Origin of the sequence: Pseudomonas sp. S35 (genome assembly GCF_009866765.1) — a bacterium.
In the GTDB taxonomy this organism is placed as follows: Bacteria; Pseudomonadota; Gammaproteobacteria; order Pseudomonadales; family Pseudomonadaceae; genus Aquipseudomonas.
On the sequence record NZ_CP019431.1, the window covers coordinates 4,109,282 to 4,126,874 of the forward strand.

The 17,593-nt window shown below is 57.8% G+C and carries 14 protein-coding genes and 4 tRNA genes; 8 read left to right on the top strand and 10 right to left on the bottom strand.

Annotated features, from left to right (window positions below):
• Positions 1–75: 75 nt before the first annotated feature.
• From clpP to PspS35_RS18240, 6 genes are all read right to left on the bottom strand, one after another.
• Positions 76–711 (bottom strand): ATP-dependent Clp endopeptidase proteolytic subunit ClpP, encoded by a 636-nt coding sequence (gene clpP, locus PspS35_RS18215; protein WP_003174822.1) that lies wholly within the window; start codon positions 709–711, stop codon positions 76–78.
• A 91-nt stretch (positions 712–802) separates the two neighbouring features.
• On the bottom strand, positions 803–2,113 hold the full coding sequence (gene tig / locus PspS35_RS18220; RefSeq protein WP_159936189.1) for a trigger factor: 1,311 nt from the start codon (positions 2,111–2,113) through the stop codon (positions 803–805).
• Between the two features lie 634 nt (positions 2,114–2,747).
• Positions 2,748–2,823, bottom strand: a tRNA-His gene (locus PspS35_RS18225).
• 77 nt (positions 2,824–2,900) lie between these two features.
• Positions 2,901–2,985, bottom strand: a tRNA-Leu gene (locus PspS35_RS18230).
• Positions 2,986–3,043: 58 nt separating this feature from the next.
• A tRNA-His gene (locus tag PspS35_RS18235) sits at positions 3,044–3,119 on the bottom strand.
• A 32-nt stretch (positions 3,120–3,151) separates the two neighbouring features.
• Positions 3,152–3,228: transfer RNA gene (locus PspS35_RS18240), tRNA-Arg, on the bottom strand.
• A 275-nt stretch (positions 3,229–3,503) separates the two neighbouring features.
• On the opposite strand from PspS35_RS18240, the gene folD reads away from it, so the two are divergent.
• Positions 3,504–4,358, top strand: coding sequence for a bifunctional methylenetetrahydrofolate dehydrogenase/methenyltetrahydrofolate cyclohydrolase FolD (folD, locus tag PspS35_RS18245; protein WP_159936190.1), 855 nt, complete (start codon positions 3,504–3,506; stop codon positions 4,356–4,358).
• 205 nt (positions 4,359–4,563) lie between these two features.
• Positions 4,564–5,487, top strand: a complete 924-nt coding sequence (pbpG, locus tag PspS35_RS18250) for a D-alanyl-D-alanine endopeptidase (RefSeq protein WP_159936191.1) — start codon at positions 4,564–4,566, stop codon at positions 5,485–5,487.
• 37 nt (positions 5,488–5,524) lie between these two features.
• Here the strand turns inward: pbpG and PspS35_RS18255 are convergent, their stop codons facing one another.
• Positions 5,525–6,187, bottom strand: a complete 663-nt coding sequence (locus tag PspS35_RS18255; protein WP_159938069.1) for a C39 family peptidase — start codon at positions 6,185–6,187, stop codon at positions 5,525–5,527.
• Between the two features lie 211 nt (positions 6,188–6,398).
• On the opposite strand from PspS35_RS18255, the gene PspS35_RS30100 reads away from it, so the two are divergent.
• Entirely contained in the window at positions 6,399–6,551 is a 153-nt protein-coding gene (locus tag PspS35_RS30100) for a hypothetical protein (RefSeq protein WP_174244825.1), read from the top strand.
• Here PspS35_RS30100 and PspS35_RS18260 read toward each other — a convergent pair.
• On the bottom strand, positions 6,548–6,958 hold the full coding sequence (locus PspS35_RS18260; protein WP_159936192.1) for a hypothetical protein: 411 nt from the start codon (positions 6,956–6,958) through the stop codon (positions 6,548–6,550). The genes PspS35_RS30100 and PspS35_RS18260 overlap by 4 nt on opposite strands.
• A 194-nt stretch (positions 6,959–7,152) precedes the next feature.
• On the opposite strand from PspS35_RS18260, the gene PspS35_RS18265 reads away from it, so the two are divergent.
• From PspS35_RS18265 to PspS35_RS18275, 3 genes are read left to right on the top strand one after another with little or no spacing between them, the layout of a single operon-like run.
• On the top strand, positions 7,153–10,374 hold the full coding sequence (locus tag PspS35_RS18265; RefSeq protein ID WP_159936193.1) for an efflux RND transporter permease subunit: 3,222 nt from the start codon (positions 7,153–7,155) through the stop codon (positions 10,372–10,374).
• Positions 10,364–11,533 (top strand): efflux RND transporter periplasmic adaptor subunit, encoded by a 1,170-nt coding sequence (locus PspS35_RS18270; RefSeq protein ID WP_159936194.1) that lies wholly within the window; start codon positions 10,364–10,366, stop codon positions 11,531–11,533. The genes PspS35_RS18265 and PspS35_RS18270 overlap by 11 nt, the downstream gene beginning before the upstream one ends.
• Complete coding sequence (locus PspS35_RS18275; protein WP_159936195.1) at positions 11,517–12,935, top strand: efflux transporter outer membrane subunit; 1,419 nt, start codon at positions 11,517–11,519, stop codon at positions 12,933–12,935. Before PspS35_RS18270 ends, PspS35_RS18275 begins: the two co-directional genes overlap by 17 nt.
• Before the next feature lie 76 nt (positions 12,936–13,011).
• Here PspS35_RS18275 and PspS35_RS18280 read toward each other — a convergent pair whose 3' ends face one another.
• Complete coding sequence (locus PspS35_RS18280) at positions 13,012–14,670, bottom strand: DNA repair protein (RefSeq protein ID WP_159936196.1); 1,659 nt, start codon at positions 14,668–14,670, stop codon at positions 13,012–13,014.
• A 476-nt stretch (positions 14,671–15,146) separates the two neighbouring features.
• On the opposite strand from PspS35_RS18280, the gene PspS35_RS18285 reads away from it, so the two are divergent.
• Both PspS35_RS18285 and PspS35_RS18290 read left to right on the top strand, forming a co-directional pair.
• Positions 15,147–15,401: a DUF6124 family protein gene (locus PspS35_RS18285; RefSeq protein WP_159936197.1), complete on the top strand. Its 255-nt coding sequence runs from the start codon at positions 15,147–15,149 to the stop codon at positions 15,399–15,401.
• 209 nt (positions 15,402–15,610) lie between these two features.
• The gene (locus PspS35_RS18290; RefSeq protein WP_159936198.1) at positions 15,611–16,069 is read left to right on the top strand and encodes a transposase; all 459 of its coding nucleotides are present in this window, start codon (positions 15,611–15,613) and stop codon (positions 16,067–16,069) included.
• Between the two features lie 134 nt (positions 16,070–16,203).
• Here the strand turns inward: PspS35_RS18290 and PspS35_RS18295 are convergent, their stop codons facing one another.
• Positions 16,204–17,487 carry a Zn-dependent hydrolase gene (locus PspS35_RS18295; protein WP_159936199.1) on the bottom strand — a complete coding sequence of 428 codons (1,284 nt, stop codon included), beginning with the start codon at positions 17,485–17,487 and terminating at the stop codon, positions 16,204–16,206.
• Positions 17,488–17,593: the final 106 nt, after the last annotated feature.

Below are 17,593 nucleotides of genomic sequence, written 5' to 3' on the forward strand. Positions count from 1 at the left end.
ATGAAGGCTTATGCGGGCTTTTTCAAGCCCGCAGGTGATCGGAAACCCGACCAGCCCTATTTTGAGCGGCTTATATTAAGCGGGGCGCTTTTCGATCACTGCGTCGATCAACCCGTATTCACGTGCGGCTTCGGCGCTCATGAAGTTGTCGCGGTTGGTGTCGCGCTCGATTTCTTCCAGGGTGTGCCCGCTGTGCTTGGCCATCAGCGTGTTGAGACGCTCGCGGATGAAGAGGATTTCCTTGGCGTGGATCTCGATGTCCGATGCCTGGCCCTGGAAACCGCCCAGTGGCTGGTGAATCATCACACGCGAGTTCGGCAGGCAGTAACGCTTGCCCTCAGCACCGGCGGTCAGCAGGAATGCACCCATGCTGCAGGCCTGGCCAATGCAGGTAGTGGATACGTTCGGCTTGATGAACTGCATAGTGTCGTAGATCGACATGCCTGCTGTCACCGAACCGCCCGGCGAGTTGATGTAGAGATGGATGTCCTTGTCCGGGTTTTCCGCTTCAAGGAACAGCAGTTGCGCACAGATCAGGTTGGCCATGTAGTCCTCTACTGGGCCCACCAGAAAGATCACTCGCTCCTTGAGCAGGCGCGAGTAGATGTCGTAGGCGCGTTCCCCACGAGCGGACTGCTCGACAACCATCGGGACCAAGCCGCCAGCGGCCTGGATATCAGAGTTCTGCTGAATATAGGAATTACGGAACATGCTCTGCAGTTACTCCCAAATAGTCATGTCTTGAAAACGCATAAGCCAGCGCGAGGCTGGCTTATGGTTGAATTTCCAACGAGTTGGACAATCAGTCGGCTTGTGCTGCTTCCGCCGGCTTGACTGCTTCTTCGTAAGAGACCGCTTTATCGGTCACCTTAGCCTTCTGCAGAACAGTATCCACAACTTGTTCTTCCAGCACAACCGAACGTACTTCGTTCAGTTGCTGGTCGTTCTTGTAGTACCAAGCCACAACCTGCTCAGGCTCCTGGTAGGCCGAAGCCATTTCCTGGATCATTTCGCGAACGCGGTCTTCGTCAGGCTTGAGGTCGAACTGCTTGACCACTTCGGCCACGACCAGACCCAGCACGACGCGACGCTTGGCTTGCTCTTCGAACAGCTCAGCCGGCAATTGGTCAGGCTTGATGTTGCCACCAAACTGCTGAACAGCCTGAACGCGCAGACGGTCCACTTCATTGGACAGCAGAGCCTTAGGCACCTCAATCGGGTTGGCAGCCAGCAGACCGTCCATAACCTGGTTCTTGACCTTGGACTTGATGGCCTGACGCAGTTCACGCTCCATGTTCTTGCGAACTTCGGTGCGGAAACCTTCGAGAGTGGCTTCCTTGATACCGAACTGAGCAAAGAACTCTTCGTTCAGCTCTGGCAGCTTAGGCTCGGACACACTGTTGACGGTCACGGTGAACTCAGCGGCTTTGCCGGCCAGGTCCAGGTTCTGGTAGTCAGCAGGGAACGTCAGGTTCAGAACGCGTTCTTCGCCGGCTTTGGCGCCGACCAGACCGTCTTCAAAACCTGGGATCATGCGATTGGAACCCAGCACCAACTGAGTACCCTTGGCAGAGCCGCCAGCGAACACTTCGCCGTCAACCTTGCCAACGAAATCGATGTTCAACTGGTCTTCGTTCTGAGCGGCACGGTCGGCCACTTCGAAACGAGTGTTCTGCTTGCGCAGGATTTCCAGCATGTTGTCCAGGTCGGAATCAGCGACGTCGGCGCTCAGACGCTCGATTTCGATACCTTCAAAACCGGCTACTTCGAACTCTGGGAACACTTCGAATACGGCAACGTATTCCAGGTCCTTGCCAGCTTCCAGGGACTTAGGTTCGATCGAAGGCGAGCCAGCAGGGTTCAGCTTTTGCTCAACAACGGCCTCGTAGAAGGAAGCCTGGATCACGTCACCTACAGCTTCCTGACGCGCATCAGCACCAAAACGGCGCTTGATTTCGCTCATCGGCACTTTGCCTGGACGGAAACCTGCAATCTTGGCCTTTTGGGCAGTCTGCTGCAGACGCTTGTTGACCGCAGTCTCGATACGCTCTGCCGGCACGGTGATGCTCAGGCGGCGCTCAAGAGCAGTAGTATTTTCAACAGAAACTTGCATGAATATTCCTCGTTGCACAGACGTTAGCCGGCCGTTTCCGACCCCAGAATCAAGGGCATGCATTCTAGAGGGTCAAACTCAAGAAGTCACCCTACTGGAAACGGGTAAAAAAACAGCAGGCCATTTGTAGGTTCAAGTGCACGCGTGCACCTCAGCCCGTTAGCAAATACAGCTCATCACGCCAGGGCTCTGCGCCAACCCTTCTATATATAGAAGAGCCTGGGAGCAGACCCCGGCTGTCGACCTTGCGAACAAGACCGACGGCAGGGCCGCAGCATCGAGAAACACAAATACGACGAAGCGCCCTGCCCTGGAAACTCGAAACGCTTAAACAAAAACGGCACAGCCCTTTTTTCAGGTACTGCGCCGTTATCGCTATTTAATAGCGGTACTGACCTCTATATAGCCGAGCATCAGTTCTACACGTTCAAAACCGGCAACGATTCTAACGCCAAGGCATTGAGAATGCTTGTTTTTTCTTGACGTTCATAATCCGCGTGCACCTCACGCGACTCGACGCGCGCAAACGCGCGCAAACGCGCGCAAACGCGCGCAAACGCGCGCAGAAACGAGACTTGGCATTTTCAGACGCAAAAAAAAGCGCCAGATGATTAATCTGGCGCTTTTTCGAATATGGGGTGGACGAAGGGGATCGAACCCTCGACAACGGGAGTCACAATCCCGTGCTCTACCAACTGAGCTACGCCCACCATATTGCATTAACAAAGAACCCGTACATCTTCTTTGTTGAACCTTGCCTCACCTGACGGCCTGGCAACGCTTTAATTGGTGCGGATGAAGAGACTCGAACTCTTACGCCTCGCGGCGCTGGAACCTAAATCCAGTGTGTCTACCAATTCCACCACATCCGCGCTTGAAGCTCTTAAAGCAAAGGCGCCAGACGATTAATCTGGCGCCTTTTTCAAAATATGGGGTGGACGAAGGGGATCGAACCCTCGACAACGGGAGTCACAATCCCGTGCTCTACCAACTGAGCTACGCCCACCATATAACGCTACTTGTGCCAAAGCTGCCTAATGGCGCACCCGGCAGGACTCGAACCTGCGACCATCCGCTTAGAAGGCGGATGCTCTATCCAGCTGAGCTACGGGCGCCTTATTAATCTGTACTCTTGGAGGATTACAAACTAAGTGCTTCCAGCCTCGCAGTACAACAATTCTGCTCGACCTTCTTAACCAGTGCTAGGCTGTGCCCGACAAGTGCGACGAATAGTATAGAGCGCCTTGAAACCCGTCAAATCTTTTTTGAAAAAAATTCATTTTATTTAAGGGGTTAGGCCAATTTGCAGACCAAGCGCCTTTGCCCTCACGTCTTGGCGTGCGAGAATGCGCGCACTTTTCTTCCCCCTCTCGATGGTTAATCACGCGTAATGACTGCACAACTTATCGACGGCAAATCAATCGCCGCCAGCCTGCGCCAGCAGATCGCCAAACGAGTCACCGAGCGCAGCCAGCAAGGCCTGCGCACGCCGGGCCTCGCGGTGATCCTGGTCGGCAGCGATCCTGCCTCTCAGGTTTATGTCTCGCACAAGCGTAAAGACTGTGAAGAGGTCGGCTTTATTTCCAAGGCCTACGACCTGCCTGCCGCCACCACCCAAGAGGCGCTCACCGACCTGATCGACGGCCTCAACAATGACCCGGCGATCGACGGCATCCTTCTGCAACTGCCATTGCCTGAGCACCTGGATGCATCCAAGTTGCTCGAGCGTATCCGCCCGGACAAAGACGTCGACGGTTTCCACCCTTATAACGTCGGCCGCCTCGCCCAGCGTATCCCGCTGCTGCGCCCGTGCACGCCGAAGGGCATCATGACCCTGCTGGAGAGCACCGGTGTCGACCTGTACGGCCTCGATGCCGTGGTCGTCGGAGCGTCCAATATCGTCGGTCGTCCAATGGCCATGGAGTTGCTGCTGGCCGGCTGCACCGTGACCGTGACCCACCGTTTTACCAAAGACCTGGCCGGCCACGTCGGTCGCGCCGACCTGGTTGTGGTTGCCGCTGGCAAGCCGGGCCTTGTCAAAGGGGAATGGATCAAGGAAGGCGCCATCGTTATCGACGTGGGCATCAACCGTCAGGACGACGGTAAGCTGGTAGGCGACGTGGTGTACGACACTGCCCTGCCCCGCGCCGGCTGGATTACCCCGGTACCCGGCGGCGTTGGCCCGATGACCCGTGCCTGCCTGCTGGAAAACACCCTGTACGCCGCAGAAACCCTGCACGGTTAATAACCAGCCGTACTGAAAAAGCCCTGCCTTATCGCAGGGCTTTTTATTACCGGAAAAAAACCTGTTTTTTCTTAGTTTTTAAGCACTTTCGTCTGGTTTTAGAAGAACATTCGACAGTCCATCGTCCATACTCCTAAAATGTAACGGCATTTATCAAAAAACCGTTACCCAACGGTATTTCCTACTTTTTAGCGAGTTCATCCGCGTGAAAATTCGTCTTTCTATTGCCAGCCTATTTTTTGCTTTCACAGGCACCTTTGCGCACGCCGCCGAATCCACCCAGGCGCCGCGTGACCCGTCCAAACTGCAGATCGCTTCAGGTAGCGCCATGCTGGTTGACCTGCAGACCAACAAGGTCATCTACGCCAGCAATCCCGACGTGGTGGTGCCGATTGCGTCGGTGAGCAAGTTGATGACCGGCCTGATCGTGCTGGAGGCCAAGCAGAACATGGACGAGTACATCGACATCAACATCAAGGACACGCCAGAAATGAAAGGCGTGTTCTCCCGCGTGAAGATCGGCAGCGAAATGCCGCGCAAGGAAATGTTGCTGATCGCCCTGATGTCATCGGAGAACCGCGCCGCCGCCAGCCTGGCCCATCACTACCCAGGCGGCTACCCGGCGTTTATCGCAGCAATGAATGCCAAGGCCAAGGCGCTGGGCATGACCAGCACCCATTATGTGGAGCCCACCGGGCTGTCGATCCACAACGTGTCCACCGCACGCGACCTGAGCAAGTTGCTGGCCGCTGCACGCCATTACCCGCTGCTCAGCCAGCTCAGCACCACCAAGGAAAAGACCGTCTCGTTCCGCAAGCCCAACTACACCTTGGGTTTCTCCAACACTGACCACCTGATCAATCGCGCCAATTGGGATATCAAGCTGACCAAGACCGGTTTCACCAACCAGGCCGGCCATTGCCTGGTACTGGTGACCAGCATGGGCAATCGCCCGGTGTCGCTGGTGATCCTGGATGCGTTCGGCAAGTTCACACACTTTGCCGATGCCAGCCGTATTCGTAGCTGGGTCGAGACCGGCAAGGGCGGCTCGGTGCCGGACGTGGCATTGCGCTACAAGGCCGACAAGAACCTGAAGAACCGCCCGAATGCCGCAGAGGTGCGTCGATAACCCACCTATAAAAACGGCGCATCGAGCGCCGTTTTTTTTACTTTCTTTCTGACAACACTTTAAGCGCCTGCGCCGCCGCCCGCTCCTGCCCGGCCTGGGCCGTCGCATTCGCCGCCTCGCGCCAGCGCTGCGCATCGACATTCGCCGGCAACTGGCTCGGACGCTGGGTGAGGATCGCCCAGTGCCCGGCACTTGCCCACTTCGATTCAAAGTCACTGAAGCTCATCAACAAGCGCCGGTCCATGCCCGAACGCAGCAGCACCGTGCTTTTCTGCTGATTGAAGCCCACCACGACCACATAGTGCGCATCCGACCACAGCCCGCCGCCCACCCGCGCCATCACTGGGTACCCCGCCGCTACCTGCGCCAGCACAGCCGTCAACTTGGCATCCAATGGGTACACCATCAGCCCGTACTCACGGGCCAGCACCTGCATGTTGCGCTCCAGGTCCGGTTCGCCGCCTGGTAAACGCAGCGGCTTATCCAGCAAGCCGGGTGTCATGACAATGCCTTGTTGCGACAGCATGCTGGCTAATGCCGTAGGACCGCTTTGATAAGCCTCGCTGCGAAAGGTCGGCACGCCATTGAGTTCGACGCGCTCCGGCAAGCCCGGCAGTTTCGACGGATGCCCGGAACAGGCCGCAAGGCCTATGGCGCAGGCCAGCAACAGGGATGATTTAACGTTGGACCGTAACCGCAATTTTTTACTCACTTGATCAACTGCCGGTAAGGGCCCTGATCATAGGGCGCTCAGGCACGCGGGTATAGCCCAAAGCCAGGGTTTAGCGCCTGGGATAGTGCAAACAAGTTGGACGAACACGACCATTGGTCAATAGCAGGCAACCGCCAGGTAGCTAGACTGTCCATAGAAAAGACTGTGTGTGCCCCGTGCGGGGCGAAAGGAGGCCAAAATGAGCCTTGCTACAACGATTGCGATGTTGATCTGCGGTTGGCTGGCGGTAGCCGGCGCCATGTTGTGGGGGGTGTTGCGCATCACCCGTCGGCACCATCACCCCCACGTCAAAACAACCAAGCCTCATAAGGTGGCGGTGCATCACGCCTAGCCAGGCATGCAATTGAAGTCCTGAGTCGCCGCGACCTCGTTACCGTGACCATCCTTCAAGGTGGCGCGCACTGTGGTGCCCAGGCTGGACTCGACCAACGTGTAGTGCTCACCCGCCTTGAAGTCTCTGTATTCGACCCGCCCCTGGCAGTCCTGCTGGTTGTCGTCGCCCGGCTCTTGCTCATACACCGTCACGTCCAGACGATGATCCCCCGGTGTCACCTCGAAAAAGCGCCCGTCATCCACACGCTTGCCATCCACGCGCTCGGCCATCAGGTCATTCGGCGCCTCTTCTTTCAAGCCTATCCAGGCTTCGCTCGGGTCCGCCTTGGGGATGGGGCCGGCGCACGCCGACAGCAGCAATACGGCACCGAGTGCAGGGATCAACAACAGCGGTTTAAGTGACATGGCAGGGCTCCTGAAAGACGATATGTCCGATAGGTCACAAGCTTGGCGAGGCACCCCGTGTAGAACAAATGAATACAGATGAAACGATCTTCAGCCCTTACCTAAATGTTCCTTCACCTGGCTGAAAGGTGCGTGTTAGGTGGGTCGGGCAAGACTGCCGGGGTTTGCAATCCTGCTCCCTCGGAGGTTCACGCATGCTCGGGCTGGTAAAGACCGCACTGCACAAGCCCTACACGTTTATCGTGTTGGCCATCTTCATCTGCATCATCGGGCCGATGGCGGCCCTGCGTACGCCCACCGATGTGTTCCCCGATATCGGCATCCCTGTCGTCGCCGTCGTGTGGCAGTACAACGGCCTGTCGCCGGACGCTATGGCCGGTCGGGTGATCTACACCTACGAACGCTCCCTGAGCACCACCGTCAACGACATCGAACATATCGAATCGCAATCCCTGCCCGGCATGGGCATCGTCAAGATCTTCTTCCAGCCCGGCGTGGATATCCGCACGGCCAACGCCCAAGTGACCGCCGTGTCACAAACCGTGCTCAAGCAGATGCCACCCGGCATCACACCGCCGTTGATCCTCAACTACAGCGCGTCCACAGTGCCGATCCTGCAACTGGCGTTTTCCAGCCCCAGCCTCTCGGAAGCCAAAATCCGCGACCTGGTGCAGAACAATATCCGCCTGCCGCTGAGCGCCCTGCCCGGCCTGGCGATGCCCACGCCGATGGGCGGCAAGCAACGGCAGATCACCCTCGACCTCGACCCGCAGGCGCTGGCAGCCAAAGGCTTGTCGGCCCAGGACGTAGGCAATGCGCTGGCGCTGCAGAACCAGATCATCCCGGTGGGCACCGCCAAACTCGGCCCCAACGAATACACGGTCCTGCTCAACAACAGCCCCAAGGCGATTGATGAGCTCAATGACCTGCCGATCAAGACCGTCGACGGTGCGCTGATCACCATCGGCCAGGTCGCCCACGTGCGTGACGGCTCGCCACCGCAGACCAACATCGTGCGCGTCGACGGCCACCGCGCCGTGCTGATGCCGGCGCTGAAGAACGGCAGCATCTCCACCCTGTCGATCATCGACGGCATCCGTGGAATGCTGCCGCGCATCAACGAGACCCTGCCGCCGTCGCTCAAGACCTCCTTGCTGGGCGACGCTTCGGTATTCGTCAAACAATCGGTGGGCAGCGTGGCCCAGGAAGGCATCATCGCCGCACTGCTGACCAGTGCAATGATCCTGCTGTTTCTCGGCAGTTGGCGCTCCACCCTGATCATCGCCGCCTCGATTCCCCTGGCAGTGCTCTCGGCCATTGCGTTGCTGGCCGTCAGCGGGCAAACCCTCAACGTCATGACCCTTGGCGGGCTGGCGCTGGCAGTGGGGATATTGGTGGATGACGCCACGGTGACCATCGAAAACATCAACTGGCACCTGGAGCAAGGCAAGGCGGTAAAGACCGCAATCCTCGACGGCGCCGCGCAGATCGTCGGTCCGGCGTTCGTCTCGCTGCTGTGTATCTGCATCGTGTTTGTGCCGATGTTCATGCTGCAAGGCATCGCCGGCTATCTGTTCCGGCCGATGGCCCTGGCGGTGATCTTTGCCATGGCCAGCTCATTCATTCTTTCGCGCACCCTGGTGCCAACCCTGGCGATGTTCCTGCTCAAGCCACACACGCCGCAGCCAGGTGCCGGGCATCATCCGGAAGATGAGTTCATCAACCACCATGAGGGCGAGCAGCACGAGAAACCGCGCAACCCGGTGCTGCAATCAGTGCTGAATGTCCAGCAGGGCTTCGAGCGCCGCTTCTCGACTATTCGCGACACCTACCACGGCCTGCTGACCCTCGCATTGGGTCATCGCAAGCACTTCATCATCGGCTTTCTGGCCTGCGTGCTGGCGTCGTTCCTGCTGCTGCCCAGCCTGGGCCAGGACTTTTTCCCGGCCACTGATGCCGGCGCCCTCGCGCTCCACGTGCGCCTACCACTGGGCACGCGCATTGAAGAAAGCGCCGCCGCCTTCGACCGCATTGAAGCGCGGATTCGCGAGGTCATTCCTGCCGAAGAGCTGGACACCATCGTCGACAATATCGGCATCCCGCTCAGCGGCATCGACATGGCCTACAGCAGCAGCGGCACCATCGGCCCGCAGGACGGTGACATCCAGGTGAGCCTGAAAAAGCATCACGCGCCCACCGCCGACTACGTGAAAAAATTGCGTGAAGCGCTGCCGCAAAGCTTCCCCGGCAGCCACTTCGCGTTCCTGCCGGCGGACATCAGCAGCCAGATCCTCAACTTCGGCGCCCCCGCCCCGCTGGACGTGAAAATCTCCGGGCGCAACGATGCCGAAAACCGTGCGTACGCCGTGGAACTTGAGCGTCGCCTGCAACACGTGCCCGGCATCGCCGACCTGCGCATCCAACAGTCCACCGGCTATCCGTCGCTGCAAGTCAACGTCGACCGCCTGCGCGCCAACGGCCTGGGCATTACCGAGCGTGACGTGACCAACAGCATGGTGGCATCGCTGGCCGGCAGCTCGCAAACCGCGCCGACCTTCTGGCTCAACCCGGCCAACGGCGTGTCGTACTCCATCGTCGCCGCCACCCCGCAATACCGCCTCGACAGCCTGCCGTCCCTGGAAGCCTTGCCGGTGACCGGCGCCGATGGTCAATCACAGATCCTCGGCGGCGTGGCGAGTATTTCGCGGGTACAAAGCCCCGCTGTAGTGACCCACTACAACATCGAGCCGACCCTCGATCTGTACGCCAACGTGCAAGGCCGTGACCTCGGCGGCGTCGCGCGCGATGTGCAGAAAGTGCTGGACGACACCGCGTCCCTGCGTCCAAAGGGCGCGACGATCAGCCTGCACGGGCAGATCGATGCGCTGCATGAAGCCTTCAGCGGCTTGAGTTTCGGCCTGCTCGGCGCGGTGGTGCTGATCTACCTGCTGATCGTGGTCAACTTCCAGTCCTGGGCCGACCCCTTCGTGATCATCACCGCGTTGCCGGCGGCGCTGGCCGGGATCGTGTGGATACTGTTCCTCAGCGGCACCTCGCTGTCGGTGCCCGCCCTGACCGGCGCGATCCTGTGCATGGGCGTGGCCACCGCCAACTCGATCCTGGTGGTGAGCTTCTGCCGAGAGCGCCTGGCCGAGCATGGCGATGCGCTCAAGGCCGCGCTGGAAGCCGGCTACACGCGCTTTCGCCCAGTGTGCATGACCGCCCTGGCGATGATCATCGGCATGTTGCCGCTGGCCCTGTCCGAGGAGCAAAACGCGCCGCTGGGCCGTGCGGTGATCGGCGGCTTGATCTTCGCCACCGTCGCCACCCTGTTGTTTGTACCCGTGGTTTTCAGCCTGGTCCACGGCCGTCACCCTACCCGTGTTGCTGCTGGAGAAACCCCACATGTCGTCTGATCACAACCCCTCGCGCAAGCGCCTGATGCTCATGGGTGTCGGCGGCCTGACCCTGGCTGCTCTGTTGGTCGCCAACGGCCTGCACGCCCGCACGTTGCACGAACAATCGGTGATGGCTTGGACCGAGACTGCCGCCATCGCGCAAGTGATGGTGTTCCAACCGCAACACAACGTCGCCGGTGACACCTTGCGCCTGCCTGCACACCTGGAGGCGTGGAGCAAGGCGCCGATTCATGCGCGGGTCAGCGGTTACCTCAAGGATTGGAAAGCCGATATCGGCACAACGGTCCAAGCCGGACAAGTGCTCGGCGAAATTGACAGCCCCGACCTGGACCAACAACTGGCACAAACCCATGCGCGCTTGATCCAGGAGCAGGCCAACGCACGCCTGGCGGCGACCACTGCGACGCGCTGGCAAAACCTGCTGGCCAGCCACTCCGTATCGCGCCAGGAAGCCGATGAAAAAACCTCCAACGCCGCTGCAGCCAACGCCAATGCCCAGGCCGCTGCCGCCGATTACGCACGGCTGTGCGCATTGGAAAGCTACAAGACGATTCGGGCGCCATTCGCCGGCACCATCACCGCACGTAACACCGATATCGGCCAGTTGATCAAAGCCGACAGCGACAGCGATCCGGAGTTGTTCAACATCGCCGACACGCACCAGTTGCGACTCTACGTGCCGGTGCCACAGAACTACGCAGCGGTGATTCATCCTGGCCTGGAAGCCCAGCTCACCGTGCCCGAGCACCCTGGCGAGCACTTCAAGGCGCGGCTGATCGGCGACTCCACCGCCATCGACCGCCGCTCCGGCACCTTGCTCGCGCAGTTCGTCGTCGACAACCCCAATGGTGAGTTGCTGCCCGGTGACTACGCCGAAGCAACGCTGCCCATCCCGGCCGACACCCATGGCGTGAGCATCCCGGCCAGCGCATTGATCTTCCGCGCCCAGGGCACCCAAGTGGCGGTGCTGGATGCGCACAATCATGTGCACCTGCAAACCATCCACATCGGCCTCGACCTGGGCGAACGCCTGGTGATCGACCAAGGCCTGAAACCCGCCGACCGCGTAGTCGACAACCCACCCGACGCCCTGCGCGAAGGCGATGCCGTGCAAGTGGCCGATGCCGCTGGAGGTGCCCATGCGCCCAAGGCTTAAACCTCTGGCGGCGCTGATGCTGCTGGCGTTGCAAGGCTGCTCGATGGCGCCCGCCTACCAGGTGCCGTCAGTGGGCCTGCCTGCAGGTTATCGCGAACAGACCAGCGATGGCCCGTGGCACAGCGCGCAACCGTCCGATCAACTGACGCGGCAATGGTGGGCGCTCTACCACGACGCGCAACTGGATAACCTGCAACAGCGACTGCTCAAGGCCAACCCCGACCTCGCGGCAGCCTTGGCGCACTTCGATGCGTCGCAGGCCTATGCCAGCCAACTGCATGCCGGATTGTTGCCGCAGATCACCGCCAGCGCGCAACCGTTACGCCAACGCCAATCCGACTCACGACCGCTGCGCGGCACGACGCAGCCTTCGGTGTACAACAGCAACAGCGCTGGGTTTTCCCTGAGCTACGACCTGGACCTGTGGGGCAAAATCCGCAATCAGGTCGCCTCGGGGGACGCCCAGGCGCAAGCGTCCGGGGATGATCTGGCCGTGGCGCGCCTGAGCCTGCAACATCAACTGGCGACCCTGTATGTGCAGCTCAATGGGCTGGATGCACAGGCGCGGATTCTCAACAGCTCACTGGAGGATTTCAGCCAGGCGCTGCAACTGACCCGCAGTCGATACGAAGGCCAGATCGCCTCGGAACTGGACCTGACCCGTGCGCAAAATCAACTGGCGCAGGCCAAGGCACAACTGGATGAAGTGCGGGGGCAACGCAACCTGACCGAGCATGCGATCGCAGAACTGGTGGGCGTGGCGGCGAGCGATTTTTCATTGCCGCCGAGCCAGCGATTGATCGCGCTACCGCAGATTCCATCACAACTGCCGAGCCAGTTATTGCAACGGCGCCCGGATATAGCGGCGGCAGAGCGCCGGGTATTTGCCGCCAACGCCAACATCGGCGTAGCCAAGGCCGCGTGGTATCCGGACTTCAGCTTGACCGGCTTGATTGGCGGGCAGACCCAGGGCGTCGGCAATCTGCTGTCCGCCGGCAATCGCTATTGGGCGTTGGGGCCGTTGGTGAATGTGCCGATCTTCGACGGCGGCCGCTTAAGTGCCAATGAACGCCAGGCCAAAGCCGAGTTTGAAGAAGCCTGCGCGCAATACCGCAGCCAGGTGCTGAAGGCCATCCGCGAGGTCGAAGATAACCTGGCGCAACTGCGGGACTTGCAGCAGGAGGCCCAGGATGAACAAGCGGCAGCGGATGCGGCGCAGCACACCCAGGCGCTGGCGATGAACAGCTATCAAGCCGGCGCGGTGAGTTACCTGGATGTGGTGACCGCGCAGACGGCGGCGTTGCAGGCGCAGAGGACGTTGCAGGCGGTGCAGACGCGGCAGTTGCAGGCGAGTGTGGGCCTCATGGCCGCACTCGGCGGCGGTTGGCAATCAAATCGTTGAACATCTGAAGATTCAAGGCTACTAAATGTTTATGGGCTTCCTACTTGGAAACAGCGAAGCCCGTAAACATAATAGGTCAGTCTAGAGCTTCAGCCTCATAAATTTCATGCTGATCAGCAATGATATCTAGTGCCCGATGAAGCATTTTATGAACCTTAAGATGCTCTGCTCTTTTAATTTCCCCTCTAGATGCAGAGGTTTGGTCAACATATGACCAGATATAGGTTTCTCCCGCGCTAGCTTTTATTCCGACAGCTCCAACTCGGTAGAGGCAAGACAGCAAGGCTATTAGAACATCGGACTCTTTAGCCCCACTTGCACCATAGTATTTTTTGACCATTGACACACAAGCGTCATCAAGCTTGCCCTCATTCAAGGACATCATAACCTCTTCTAATTTTGCATCCTTGATCATAGACTTAGTAAAGGTAGCTTTAACCCCTCGAATAATTTCAACCGTATCATCAAAACTAGGATATATTTCACCCCACTCTTCTTTTAGTGACTTTAGTCTCTTTCCAGAATATTGAGCTTCCGCTGCCAACAATGCTCGCCAAGAGATCCGTTCGCGCTCCGACGCAATCAAAAAACTTTCATTAACAAATTGCAAAACATCTCTAGGGCGGCGAAGCGTACGCTCAATAATAAAGTCCATTGACGTCTGACCACCGCCCTTTCGAGGTTTCGGAAAAATATCGTCAAAGGTCACAGGCGCTTTAGTGTACTGACTTTTAAACACCTCATTTATTCTCAACTCAACCAACCTAGTTAACTCTTCAGGCGACCAAGTCAGATTCAGAATATAAGACTCGTACTTTTCTTCCTGAAAGCCTGAATCTCGCGTCATATCAAAAACCAGATCAAGCAAATCCTTACGGAGCGCGGCTATTATTTTTATTTGCCTAATCTTACGAAATGTTTTTATCTCCTCTATTAGCGCCCTGATAAATCGAACTCGAGTTTCGGTTGCCGCCCACTCCTCATCCAATTGGTCAATAAGCAAATAGAATTTCTTCTGCGGATCGGAGAATGAATACTCCGAAAGCAAATCTAAGACCTCATTTAGCTTCTTTATTTGAAGCCCACTTACTACTTGACTTGCTCTCTGCCTGATCTCTACTTTTTCGCCCTCACTAAGCCTCTCAACCCCTGCATAGGTCAAACTTAGTCCGGAATAAGCGGCCCCAATTGATGCCTTGGTGTCGGATTCAAGCTTTTTAGTTATTTCTTTCAGATGCTCCTCAGTATCCAACCAAAACTTATTACCCCACTCATTAAAATACTCAATAGCTTTTTTCTTCGCAAGATCACGACTAAATGAGTTAAGAAGACTATCAACAAACCCTCGACTATCACACTCAGATCTTATGTCATAGCGAAGCTTCAACAATTCCACAGTCAACACGTGCCGCCACAACAACCTATAAAACAGATCTAGATTAATTCCTAACGCATCGAAAAACTGAATAATATCCGAATACTCTAAAAACCTGATAGAAATATCATTAGGATCAAGCTTGACAGATTTTTGCGCAGTTACCGCGACTTTATAAAGCAACGCACTTTTGCCCGAACCCGTTCTACCGAGTATTATCGACTCTGGAGAGTCAACATCCAATAGCTGGCTCAAATAGCCATTATCAACGAAGCAACGACTTAGTAACTCCGTGTCCGCCTCCGCATCTAAGGCACCGACCCTCAAGTTTCGAGTTATTTTTATTTTTTTATCGTCCATCACTGCCCTCCCGCTATAAGGCCATAAGCCACTATAGGCCACGGCATCGATAAAGCCATTTTTCAAAATTTCTTTTTCCTACTCAAATGTTTCAAGAGATTTTGGAAGCTCGCAAAAATTGAGCTTCTACTCCTAAACAGCTCTCAAAAAATCGTAGAAGTAGAAACAAATCCACGGTAGAGGGGAATTTTCCGACAAGCTTTTAGGCTTGCCGCTCGAAGCAGTCATCATTAGTCTTTGCGGGTCGCTGCCAATTCAGCGACCGGACGTGAGAATCCGATGACTTACCTAGGCGCGCAGGCGCCCACCATATACAGTGCAAGCGCATTTTTTTGGCTTAATGTAATGGCGGCTGTGCGCGGGCACGCTTAGGCGTGGCTGGGCTACCTAGGAGCTTGGTTCTCACCCCGCGTACGGCTGCCACCCAGGTCCGTGAGAAGACAGGTTGACAGCTCTATTAACCTAGGGAAAACATCATGATCAAAGACAGTCCCAACCCGCCTTCAGATTCAAACTTGCTCTTCACCCTCCGCCCAAACCTCGACACTGAAACCTTGCTGGTCAATGCCTCCCAGGATCTGGAATCCATTAATTCCATCGCGGCACATCTAGCATTCGAAGTCGACGGACCTCAGCGCAGTGTGGCGCTTGGGATTTGTCGGATGGTGGAAGGTGTGCAGTTGCTGGTCGACAGGCTGGTGGATCAATGCAGTGGGGCTCGGGCGCAGTAATCGCAGTGGCGGTTCCGGTCCCATCGGGGGCAAGCCCCCTCCCACACTGTCATGCGCCAGACATACATTGTATGAACACCGCAAACCCAATGTGGGAGGGGGCTTGCCCCCGATGGCGGCCTTCCAGACACATCCTGCCAAAAGCCTGCCGATCAATCCCTTGCCCTCCAACCTAGCCTCTTGAAACACCCCAAAAGAGAGGCCAAGGAATGCCTGACCTACCCGCTTCAAACCGCCTGCGCATCGGTCGATTCAGCGAACCAAACCGCATCTACCTCATCACCACCAACACCCACGAACGCATCCCGATATTCACCGACTTCCACCTCGGTCGCCTGGTGGTCTGGCAGTTCCGCCTCGCGCAGTACCAAGGGCTGGCGAGGTCCCTGGCATGGGTGATCATGCCGGACCACTGTCATTGGCTGCTCGAACTGAAAAAGGGCTCGCTGGCCGACTTGATGTGCCAAGTGAAGTCAAAAAGCACCAGGGCCGTCAACGGTGCAAGCGCACGCAAGGGTCGGCTTTGGCAAGGGAGCTTTCACGACCGAGCACTGCGCAAGGAAGATGATTTGATGAAGATGGCCAGGTATGTGGTAGCCAATCCATTACGGGCAGGTTTGGTCGAGCGGATTGGGGACTATCCGTTGTGGGATGCGATCTGGGTATAGGTTCGAGATAGAGTCGCCGCTATCGCGAGCAAGCCCGCTCCCACACTTAATCGATGTTCGACATGACAACACGGTCAAATGTGGGAGGGGCAAGTCGAATCATCGCGCCGCCCCTCCCACTTTTTTACTGCATTTCAGGCCGCGAGCTTGCCGCTGGCGATTGCAGCAGAAGCGGCCACCATCGCACGCAACAACACCGCACACCCCGCCGCCAAGTCATCCGGTGCCGCATTCTCGATTTCGTTGTGGCTGATGCCGCCTTCGCACGGCACAAAGATCATCCCCGCCGGGCCCAATTCGGCGACGAAGATCGCGTCGTGCCCTGCCCCGCTGACGATGCCCATGTTTGACAAGCCCAAACCATTCGCCGCATCCCGCACAGCATCCACGCAGCCTTTGTCGAAATACAGCGGTGGGAAATCTGCGGTGGGTTCCAATTCAAAACTCAAGCCATGCTTGGCGCAGGTGTCATCAATCACCTTGCGCACTTCGGCAATCATCGAGTCCAGGCGCGCCGGTTCCAGGTGACGGAAGTCCAGTGTCATACGCACTTCACCGGGAATCACATTGCGCGAGCCGGGGTACGCCTGCAGGCACCCGACGGTGCCACACGCATGGGGCTGATGCCCCAGCGCCGCCGCATTCACCGCCGCCACCACCGCTGCCGCGCCTACCAGGGCGTCCTTGCGCAGGTGCATCGGCGTCGGCCCGGCATGCGCCTCGACGCCGCGCAGTTTCAGGTCAAACCATTTCTGCCCGAGGGCGCCAAGGACCACGCCGATGGTTTTTTTCTCATCCTCCAGAATCGGCCCTTGTTCGATATGCGCCTCGAAATACGCACCGACCTTGTGCCCGCTTTCCGGACGGGTCCCCGCGTAGCCAATCGCATTCAGCGCATCACCCACGCTGACGCCATCCGCATCGACTTTGGCCAAGGTATCTGCCAGGGTGAATTTCTCGGCAAACACGCCGGAGCCCATCATGCAGGGCGCAAAGCGCGAACCTTCTTCGTTGGTCCACACCACCACTTCCAGCGGTGCTTCGGTTTCCACGTTCAAGTCATTGAGGGTTCGCAGCACTTCCACACCGGCCAATACACCAAAGCACCCATCAAACTTGCCGCCCGTGGGCTGAGTGTCGATATGGCTGCCGGTCATCACCGGTGGCAGGTTGGGGTTGCGACCAGGGCGGCGGGCGAAAATATTGCCGATGCCGTCGACGGTCACGGTGCAACCGGCCGCCTCGCACCATTGCACAAACAGGTCGCGGGCCTTGCGGTCCAGGTCGGTGAGCGCCAAGCGACACACGCCGCCCTTGGGGGTGGCGCCGAGTTTGGCCAGGTCCATCAAGGACTGCCACAAACGGTCGCGGTTGATGTGCTGGTGGGTCGATTGCAGAACGTCGAGGGCAGCGTTCATGGGGATCTCCTCAGGCTGAGTTTCTTATGATTGGAGCAGGTATGTGGGAGGGAACTGGCCCACCGCAATCGGGAGCAAGCCCCCTCCCACATTTGGAGTGCATTCC

Bases quoted from the DNA above. Each gene is read 5' to 3' on its own strand.
- clpP (WP_003174822.1), bottom strand. From the start codon at position 711: ATGTTCCGTAATTCCTATATTCAGCAGAACTCTGATATCCAGGCCGCT.
- tig (WP_159936189.1), bottom strand. From the start codon at position 2,113: ATGCAAGTTTCTGTTGAAAATACTACTGCTCTTGAGCGCCGCCTGAGC.
- folD (WP_159936190.1), top strand. From the start codon at position 3,504: ATGACTGCACAACTTATCGACGGCAAATCAATCGCCGCCAGCCTGCGC.
- PspS35_RS30100 (WP_174244825.1), top strand. From the start codon at position 6,399: ATGAGCCTTGCTACAACGATTGCGATGTTGATCTGCGGTTGGCTGGCG.
- PspS35_RS18260 (WP_159936192.1), bottom strand. From the start codon at position 6,958: ATGTCACTTAAACCGCTGTTGTTGATCCCTGCACTCGGTGCCGTATTG.
- PspS35_RS18265 (WP_159936193.1), top strand. From the start codon at position 7,153: ATGCTCGGGCTGGTAAAGACCGCACTGCACAAGCCCTACACGTTTATC.
- PspS35_RS18270 (WP_159936194.1), top strand. From the start codon at position 10,364: ATGTCGTCTGATCACAACCCCTCGCGCAAGCGCCTGATGCTCATGGGT.
- PspS35_RS18275 (WP_159936195.1), top strand. From the start codon at position 11,517: ATGCGCCCAAGGCTTAAACCTCTGGCGGCGCTGATGCTGCTGGCGTTG.
- PspS35_RS18280 (WP_159936196.1), bottom strand. From the start codon at position 14,670: ATGGACGATAAAAAAATAAAAATAACTCGAAACTTGAGGGTCGGTGCC.
- PspS35_RS18285 (WP_159936197.1), top strand. From the start codon at position 15,147: ATGATCAAAGACAGTCCCAACCCGCCTTCAGATTCAAACTTGCTCTTC.
- PspS35_RS18290 (WP_159936198.1), top strand. From the start codon at position 15,611: ATGCCTGACCTACCCGCTTCAAACCGCCTGCGCATCGGTCGATTCAGC.
- PspS35_RS18295 (WP_159936199.1), bottom strand. From the start codon at position 17,487: ATGAACGCTGCCCTCGACGTTCTGCAATCGACCCACCAGCACATCAAC.